Origin of the sequence: Brevundimonas sp. UBA7534 (assembly GCF_002479325.1) — a bacterium.
Classification (GTDB): domain Bacteria; phylum Pseudomonadota; class Alphaproteobacteria; order Caulobacterales; family Caulobacteraceae; genus Brevundimonas.
In genome coordinates this window covers 20,029-26,561 of sequence record NZ_DLMO01000009.1, presented here as the reverse complement: position 1 = coordinate 26,561, position 6,533 = coordinate 20,029, and the positions used below count along the sequence as shown (strand labels likewise).

At 70.4% G+C, this 6,533-nt stretch carries 7 protein-coding genes and 1 pseudogene; 5 read left to right on the top strand and 3 right to left on the bottom strand.

The features are described from left to right. Both B2U11_RS00645 and B2U11_RS00640 read right to left on the bottom strand, forming a co-directional pair. Window positions 1-402: pseudogene (locus B2U11_RS00645) on the bottom strand (ABC transporter substrate-binding protein); the annotation flags it as partial. Beyond that, a complete protein-coding gene (locus B2U11_RS00640; protein ID WP_292069045.1) occupies window positions 399-1,022 on the bottom strand; it encodes a TetR/AcrR family transcriptional regulator in 624 nt (207 codons plus the stop codon). The gene B2U11_RS00640 and the pseudogene B2U11_RS00645, both read right to left, overlap by 4 nt. A gap of 114 nt (window positions 1,023-1,136) precedes the next feature. Between B2U11_RS00640 and B2U11_RS00635 the strand changes: the two genes are divergently transcribed. Genes B2U11_RS00635 through B2U11_RS00620 form a run of 4 tightly spaced genes read left to right on the top strand, consistent with a single transcriptional unit; the run spans window position 1,137 to window position 5,090 of the window. Then, the gene (locus B2U11_RS00635; protein WP_292069043.1) at window positions 1,137-2,543 is read left to right on the top strand and encodes a glycosyltransferase family 2 protein; all 1,407 of its coding nucleotides are present in this window, start codon (window positions 1,137-1,139) and stop codon (window positions 2,541-2,543) included. Window positions 2,544-2,561: 18 nt separating this feature from the next. Then, window positions 2,562-3,530, top strand: coding sequence for a class I SAM-dependent methyltransferase (locus B2U11_RS00630; RefSeq protein ID WP_292069041.1), 969 nt, complete (start codon window positions 2,562-2,564; stop codon window positions 3,528-3,530). Further along, window positions 3,527-4,324 carry a TrmH family RNA methyltransferase gene (locus B2U11_RS00625; RefSeq protein ID WP_292069040.1) on the top strand — a complete coding sequence of 266 codons (798 nt, stop codon included), beginning with the start codon at window positions 3,527-3,529 and terminating at the stop codon, window positions 4,322-4,324. The genes B2U11_RS00630 and B2U11_RS00625 overlap by 4 nt, the downstream gene beginning before the upstream one ends. A 46-nt stretch (window positions 4,325-4,370) precedes the next feature. After that, window positions 4,371-5,090 carry an SIMPL domain-containing protein gene (locus B2U11_RS00620; RefSeq protein ID WP_292069039.1) on the top strand — a complete coding sequence of 240 codons (720 nt, stop codon included), beginning with the start codon at window positions 4,371-4,373 and terminating at the stop codon, window positions 5,088-5,090. A gap of 7 nt (window positions 5,091-5,097) precedes the next feature. Here B2U11_RS00620 and B2U11_RS00615 read toward each other — a convergent pair whose 3' ends face one another. Next, on the bottom strand, window positions 5,098-5,322 hold the full coding sequence (locus tag B2U11_RS00615) for a hypothetical protein (protein WP_292069038.1): 225 nt from the start codon (window positions 5,320-5,322) through the stop codon (window positions 5,098-5,100). A 96-nt stretch (window positions 5,323-5,418) separates the two neighbouring features. Here B2U11_RS00615 and B2U11_RS00610 point away from each other — a divergent pair. Beyond that, the coding region (locus tag B2U11_RS00610) for an ATP-dependent helicase (RefSeq protein WP_292069037.1) at window positions 5,419-6,533 on the top strand (1,115 nt) is incomplete at its 3' end.

Genomic DNA, 6,533 nt, shown 5'->3' with positions numbered 1-6,533 from the left:
CCCCCGTTCGGACTGTCCCAGACCGTCGGCCACCAGCGCGATATTGGCGCTGATCCCGTCGAAATCCGTTGCGTCGTCGAGGGTCAGAACACGCATGCCGCGCCGCTCCAGCGCCGCCAGCAGGCGCGGCTCGCCGCCCCAGTAGCGCACCACCACGTCGGGCCGAAAGCCGACGGCCGCCTCCAGCGTCGGCCGTATCCGCCGGCGCCCCTCGGCCTGGCGCCGCATCCAGGAATCCGGGTCGTCGGCGCGTGGCGACAGGGCCAGTTCGGCCTCCGGGACCAGGGCCAGCGCATACTGGTCCGCGCACTGGTCCAGCGCCATCACGCGCAGCGGTTCCGCCTGCGCGGTGCCCGCCGCGACCACAGCGACGACGATCCCCAGGCCGACCCGCCGTCTCACGGCTTCAGCAGTCCCCCGAACACGGCGTCCAGGGTCGTGTCGACCAGGGCCTGCCGCTCCGCCCACGGAAAATAGGGCTTGGTGATCATCAGCGAGACGACGCCGTGCGCCGAGGCCCAGATGGCCTGGGCGATCACCTTCGGCTCGCCCGTCATCCGCCCGGCGTCGACCGCCTCCGCCACGGCGGCCTCGAAGCTCTCGAACAGGCCGGCGCCCATCTCCTGCGCCATGGTCTGGGCGCCCTCTCGCGCCTCGGCAGGACGGGTCAGGTAGATCAGGCGATAGGCGTTGGGATGGTCGAAGCCAAAGGCCACATAGGCCTCGATCATGCGTCGCAGCCTGACTTCGGGCGGGGCCGGCGTCTCGGCCAGGTCCCGCGTCGAGGCGATCAGCCGGGCGAACGCCTCGCGGCAGATTTCCTGCAGAATCTCGCCCTTGTCGGCGAAGTGCATGTAGAGCGCCGTCGACGACAGGCCGACCGCGTCCGCGATCTTGCGGATCGTAGCGCCCTCGTACCCGTGCTCGACGAAGATGCGTTCCGCCGCGGCCAGGATTTCGCCCCGGCGCGAATGGCCCTCGCCCTTGGGCTTTCGGTTCGAACGCGGGGTTGCGGCGGTCAAGGATCAGCTCCGTTCGGCGCCCTGCATACCCATTCCCGCACGCAAGCGCCAAGGCTTGAACTAATTGGTTGCGTGAAATACCAATCTGGGATTGTCGCTAATGGGGAGGCGGCCATGGGGGCGGACGGGGGCGCAGTCGCCGCCGACACGGATCGCGTCGCGTTCACCAGCGCCGCGCGCGAGGGCGTGACGATCGGCCAGACTCTTTTGTGCACGAGCCTGTTGGCCTTCGCCTGCTGCGCGCTGCTGGCGGCGCCCACCGCCGCCCTGGCCTGCGCCGTGCTCGGGCTTCAGGCCGTTTTCGTGCTGACGTCGATGTGGCGGTTCACCCTGGCCATCGCCAGCCTGGCGCCGATCCCGCGGGCGCCCGCCCTTGAGCGATGGCCGCGCTACACCGTCCTGGCCGCCCTGCATGACGAGGCCGACGTCGCGCCGCAGCTGATCCAGAACCTGTCGCGTCTCGACTACCCGGCGCACCGGCTGGAGGGTTTCCTGGTGCTGGAGGCCCACGACGCCGCCACCCTGGCCGCGATCGAGGCGACGCCCCGTCCGGCCTGGCTCTATGTCCTGATCGCCCCGCCCGGCGCGCCCCAGACCAAGCCCCGGGCCCTGAACTTCGCCCTGGCCCGTTGCAGCGGGGCCTTCCTGACCATCTACGACGCCGAGGACGCCCCCGATCCCGGCCAGCTGCGCGAGGCGGCGTCGCGGTTCATGCACGACCCCGAGTTGGGCTGCCTGCAGGCGCCGCTCAGGATCCGCGACCGCTCGCACCTTCCGCGATCGGGGTTTCTGGATCGGCAATTCGCCCTGGAATACGCCTCGCTGTTCGAGGTCACGCTGCGCGGCATGGCGCGCCTGGGCCTGCCCTTTCCCCTGGGCGGCACCAGCAACCACATCCGTGTCAGCGCCCTGCGTCAGGCCGGCGGGTGGGACGCCTTCAACGTGACCGAGGACGCCGACCTGGGCTTTCGACTGTGGCGACAGGGCTGGCGGCTGGGCGTCATCGCCCGCCCCACCCTGGAGACGCCGCCAGGCGGCTTCGACCGCTGGCTGCCCCAGCGGACGCGCTGGCTGAAGGGCTATATGCAGACGTGGGGCGTCCACACGCGGCGACCGATGGGCCTGGGCGCGCGCGGCCTGGCCGCCTTCGTCATGACCGTCGGCATGGCCATCGTCTCGGCCCTGGCCCATGCGCCGGCGCTGGCCTGGCTGACGGCGGCGGTATTGATCGGCCTGTCTTCGGGCCTGTCTCCGGGCGTGCCGATCCCCTCCGTCGGCGTCCTGTTGCTGGGCGCCATCGCCGCCTGGATGGGCTGCGCGGTTGGCGCGCGTCGGGCCGGCCTGGGCTACACCCTGTCCGACATGGCCTGCGCGCCCGCCTATTGGGCGCTGCTCAGCGTCGCCTTCGTCCACGCCGTCTGGCGGCTGGCGACCCAGCCCTTCGTCTGGGACAAGACCCCGCACGACCGGGACCGCGATCGCGTCGAAACGGTCGACGGCGCTGGACGCGAGGCGGCCTGAGCGCCTATCAGCCGGGTGATGGCGCCCAAGCTCTCTCCCACGCCCGAAACCCTGGTGACCCGCGGCTGGTCCGACTACGCCCTGCTGGATTCCGGCGATGGCAAGAAGCTGGAGCGGTATGGCGGCCATACCGTGGTCCGGCCCGAGCCCCAGTGCTTCTGGTCCCCGCGCGACCCGGCCGCCTTCGACGCCGCCAACGCCGTGTTCGATCCGCAGCAGGAGGAAGAGGATTCCGGCCGCTGGCGTTTCGACCAGCACGGCCCCATCGACGCTTTCCCGCTCAAATGGCGCGACGTGCGCTTCGCCGGTCGGTTCACCCCGTTCCGCCACCTGGCCTTCTTCCCGGAGCAGGCGGCCAACTGGGAATGGCTGGATCAGCGCATCCGGACCCTCACCGCTTCAGGTAGCGCGAAGGGCGATGGGCAAACGGGCTCAAGCAGCCCGAAGGGCGATAGCCCAACAAGCAATGCGCCCAAGATCCTCAACCTGTTCGGCTACACCGGCGTGGCCAGCCTGGCCGCCGCCGCAGCCGGGGCCGAGGTCACTCACGTCGACGCCTCCAAGAAGTCCGTGACCTATGCGCGCGAAAACGCCGAGCTGTCGGGCCTGGCCGACCGACCGATCCGCTGGATCGTCGAGGACGCACGCAAATACGTCGCCCGCGAAGTCCGTCGCGGTTCGAAGTATCATGGGATCATCCTGGACCCGCCCAAATACGGGCGTGGCCCGACCGGCGAGGTCTGGCGGCTTTTCGAGGATATGCCGGGCCTGTTGAAGGACTGCGCGGCCCTGCTGGACGACGACGCGGACTTCCTGCTGCTCAACGCCTACGCCGCGCGCATCTCGGGCCTGTCGCTGGCGCACATGATGGCCGAAGCGACGCACGACCGCGGCGGCCGCATCGACTGGGGCGAACTGGCCCTGTCGGAGGATGGCGCGGACGCCCGCGCCATCGGCCTGTCGTTCTTCGCCCGGTGGAGCCGATGACCGAGCGCGTCATCACCAGCCTGACCAACGACGCGGTCAAGGCCGTTCGCGCCCTCCACATGCGCAAGGAACGCGAAGCGACCGGGACCTTCCTGGCCGAGGGGCTGAAGTTCATCGGCGAGGCGCTGGACCAGGCCCGCGCGCCCCGGATGCTGCTGGTCGGCCAGGACGCCCGTCCCCACCCCCTGCTGGACCGCGCCAAGGCCGAGACGCTGAAGGCCGGCGGCGAGATCGTCGTCGTCACCCACGCCATCCTGGAAAAGATCAGCCGGCGCGACAATCCGCAGACGGTGCTGGGCGTGTTCGATCAGGCCTATGCGCCGCTGGACGCCCTGGACCCCTCTAGCGCTCCCTGCTGGGTCGCGCTGGAGCAGGTGCGTGATCCGGGCAACCTGGGCACCATCATCCGCACCGCCGACGCGGCCGGCTGCGGCGGCGTGATCCTGATCGGCGACTGCGTCGATCCCTATTCGGTGGAGGCGGTGCGCGCCACGATGGGCTCGGTCTTCGCCGTGTCGATCACCCGCACCGACCCCGACGCCTTCCTGGCCTGGCGCCAGACCTGGCCGGGCAGCGTCGTCGGCACCCGGCTCGATGCAACCGTCAGCCATCGCACAGCCGTCATGCGGCGTCCGTCGCTGATCCTGATGGGCAACGAACAGGCGGGCCTGACCGACCGGCTGGCCGCCGCCTGCGACGTCAACGTCAAGATTCCGATGCGCGGCCGAGCCGACAGCCTGAATCTCGCCATCGCCACCGGCATCATGGTGTACGCCGCCACCGACGACCTCTAGCCGGGCGTCGTCCGACGGGCGTAGGCTGGCGGCCGGAGGATCGCTGATGACCGACAACCGCCTGCTTCCCGCCGCCGTCTTCGGCGGTCTTCTGGCCCTCGGGGTCATCGGCGGGGGCGCCCTGGTCGGCCAGGGGGTGATCCACGCCCGCGCGGGCGACCGCACCGTCACCGTGCGCGGCCTGTCGGAACGGGACGTCAAGGCCGACCTGGCCGTGCTTCCCCTGCGCTTCACCGCCTCTGGCGACGTTCTGTCGGAGGTCCAGTCCCGCATCGACGGCGACCTGGGCCTGGTGCGCCAGTTCCTGTCGGCCCAGGGCTATCCCGCCGAGGCCGTGACGCTGGGCCGGCTGGAGGTCGCCGACACCCGCTCGCGCGAATACGCCGCCCAGAACGGCGGCCCGCGCTTCATCCTGGCCCAGACGGTGATCGTGCGCACCACCGACGTGGCGCGGGTGGAGGCCACCACGCGCGCCCTGAACGACCTGGTCCGCCAGGGCGTGGTGCTGCAGGACTTCCGCGGCCCGTCCTACGTCTTTACCCGGCTGAACGACGTCCGCCCCCAGATGATCGCCGAGGCGACCGCCGCCGCGCGCAAGGGCGCCGAGCAGTTCGCCAAGGACTCAGGAACGCCGATGGGCCCGATCCGCCAGGCGACCCAAGGCTCGTTCGAAATCCTGCCGCGCGACGGTGACGGCTTCGAGGAAGCCGCCTCGGTCAACAAGAAGCTGCGCGTGGTGACCACCATCACCTACAGCCTGAAATGACCTGACCTTACCCCACCGGCGCGGGCGGCGTCGGCGGATTGGGCACGGACGGCGGCTCGACCGGCGGCAATCGGGGCGCTTCGGGGACCGCCGGCCGAATGTCCAAGTCCTGCGGCGCGGTCGGGGTCGCCGCCCGGCCCGCGAACAACAGCCACAGCACCAGCGCCGCCACCACGACCAGCGCGGCGGCCAGCATCGCCCAGCGGGCGGAATGTTGAGAACGGTCGGCCATCCGTCCCTCCCTTCACCTGCTCGCAACGGGCGTGGAAAACGGCCGGTTCCCGCCGCGATTTTCCATGCGGCCCTGACATCGCCCTCTGTGCCCCTTATGTTCCGCGTGAATCAGAACCGTTCGAGCGTATCTTCCGAAGTGACCGACCTGCCCGCCCCGCGCATTTCCGACCTGGCCCGCGCCCGCCCGCCCGGCGGCGGGGCCGGCGACTATCTGGCCGGCCTGAACCCCGAACAGCGCGAGGCCGTCGAGACGACCGAGGGCCCGGTCCTGGTCCTCGCCGGCGCCGGCACGGGCAAGACGCGGGTGCTGACCACGCGGCTGGCCCACATCCTGGCGACCGGCCGCGCCCGCCCGTGGGAGCTTCTGGCCGTCACCTTCACCAACAAGGCCGCGCGCGAGATGCGCGAGCGGATCACCCACCTGATCGGCCCGTCGGCGGAAGGGCTGCGCTGGCTGGGCACCTTCCACTCCATCGCCGCCCAGATTCTGCGCCGCCACGCCGAACTGGTCGGGCTGAAGTCCAGCTTCACCATCCTGGACACCGACGACCAGGAACGGCTGCTGAAGCAGATCCTCGAAGCCGCCAACGTCGACACCAAACGCTTCACGCCCAAGTCGCTGGCCGGCCTGGTCGATCACTGGAAGAACCGCGGCTGGACGCCCGAGAAACTGCCCTCGACCGAGGACTTCGCCAACGGCAAGGGCCAGGCGCTGTACGGCGCCTATCAGGCGCGGCTGCGCACCCTGAACGCCTGCGACTTCGGCGATCTCTTGCTGCACAACATCACCATCCTGTCGCAGCACGCCGACCTGGCCGAGGAATACCGCCGCCGGTTCCGCTACATCCTGGTGGACGAATATCAGGACACCAACGTCGCCCAGTATCTGTGGCTGCGGCTGCTGACCGCCTCCAGCGGCAACGTCTGCTGCGTCGGCGACGACGACCAGTCGATCTACGGCTGGCGCGGGGCGGAGGTGGACAACATCCTGCGTTTCGAACGCGACTTCCCCGGCGCGAAGATCATCAAGCTGGAGCGGAACTATCGCTCGACCCGCCACATCCTGGGCGCGGCCTCCGGACTGATCGCGGCCAACCGCGACCGGCTGGGCAAGACCCTGTGGACCCAGGACGACGGCGGCGACAAGGTCCGCGTGCGCGGCGTCTGGGACGGCGAGGCCGAGGCCCGCCTGATCGCCGACGAGATCGA

Coding starts and splice junctions, on each gene's coding strand:
- B2U11_RS00630 (WP_292069041.1), top strand. CDS start 2,562: ATGGCGCCCAAGCTCTCTCCCACGCCCGAAACCCTGGTGACCCGCGGC.
- B2U11_RS00625 (WP_292069040.1), top strand. CDS start 3,527: ATGACCGAGCGCGTCATCACCAGCCTGACCAACGACGCGGTCAAGGCC.
- B2U11_RS00620 (WP_292069039.1), top strand. CDS start 4,371: ATGACCGACAACCGCCTGCTTCCCGCCGCCGTCTTCGGCGGTCTTCTG.
- B2U11_RS00615 (WP_292069038.1), bottom strand. CDS start 5,322: ATGGCCGACCGTTCTCAACATTCCGCCCGCTGGGCGATGCTGGCCGCC.
- B2U11_RS00635 (WP_292069043.1), top strand. CDS start 1,137: ATGGGGGCGGACGGGGGCGCAGTCGCCGCCGACACGGATCGCGTCGCG.